This is a genomic window from Streptomyces sp. UNOC14_S4, assembly GCF_020740835.1.
GTDB lineage: Bacteria > Actinomycetota > Actinomycetes > Streptomycetales > Streptomycetaceae > Streptomyces.
Map to the genome: position 1 here is coordinate 1 of NZ_JAINFC010001008.1, position 789 is coordinate 789.

1 protein-coding gene is annotated in these 789 nt (G+C 75.3%); it reads left to right on the forward strand.

Features of this window, described 5'->3' with window-relative positions:
• The first annotated feature begins 164 nt into the window (after window positions 1–164).
• The gene (locus K6I34_RS37615) at window positions 165–407 is read left to right on the forward strand and encodes a hypothetical protein (RefSeq protein ID WP_229332494.1); all 243 of its coding nucleotides are present in this window, start codon (window positions 165–167) and stop codon (window positions 405–407) included.
• Window positions 408–789: the final 382 nt, after the last annotated feature.

Consider the following 789-nt stretch of genomic DNA (forward strand, 5'->3'; position numbering starts at 1 on the left):
GTCTGTGGGGGACGCGTGGGGGATGTACGGGGATGTACGGGGACGTGCGGGCGCGCACGGGCGTACGCGGACGGCAGGCGCAAAAGCCGCGCATCCGGTCCGGCGCGGGGAACGGCGTGGCCCGGCGCGCACGGCGGGGCACTCCTTCGCTAGGGTCCTGGCCCATGGCCAACCCCCAGCAGCAGAACCCCGAGGGCTACGACCCGGCGGGCAGCACCCAGATGTTCCGTGCCTTCGTCCACGAGGGCCAGGGCCCGGCGGCGGCCCCCACCACCGGCGGCCGCGCCGCGGGCCGTGCCGCTGCCCGCGCGGCGGCCGCCCCGTCCGGCCCGCGGGTCGGCGTGATCGTCGGCGTGATCGTCGCGATCGCGCTGGTGGCGGTGGCGGCCTGGCTGGCGCTCGCCTGACACCGGCTCGTCTGATGCCGGTACGCCCGACTCCGGCTCGTCTGACACCTGTACGTCTGATGCCGGTACGCCTGACTCCTGTATGCCCGATGCCGTGATCCGGGGCCGGGTGAACCGGCCCCGTCACGCGGGCGGCAAGGCGTCCGGCCCAGGGTAGTCGTCGTCACTCATACCCGCATGACGCCTTCGCCCCGCTCGGAACCCCGTAGGCGCCTCACGGCGATGCCGACGGCGGTGCCGAGGGGGAGCCCGACGGCGGCTGCGGCGCGTCCGTCCAGGTCGCCGACACATCGCGGGTCTCCACATGCATGCCCGGCGGCACGCGCCACGCGTCCACGCAGACCGTCCATGTGCCGTCCACCGACCGGCCCGGGGCGATCGG

Bases quoted from the DNA above. Each gene is read 5' to 3' on its own strand.
- K6I34_RS37615 (WP_229332494.1), top strand. From the start codon at position 165: ATGGCCAACCCCCAGCAGCAGAACCCCGAGGGCTACGACCCGGCGGGC.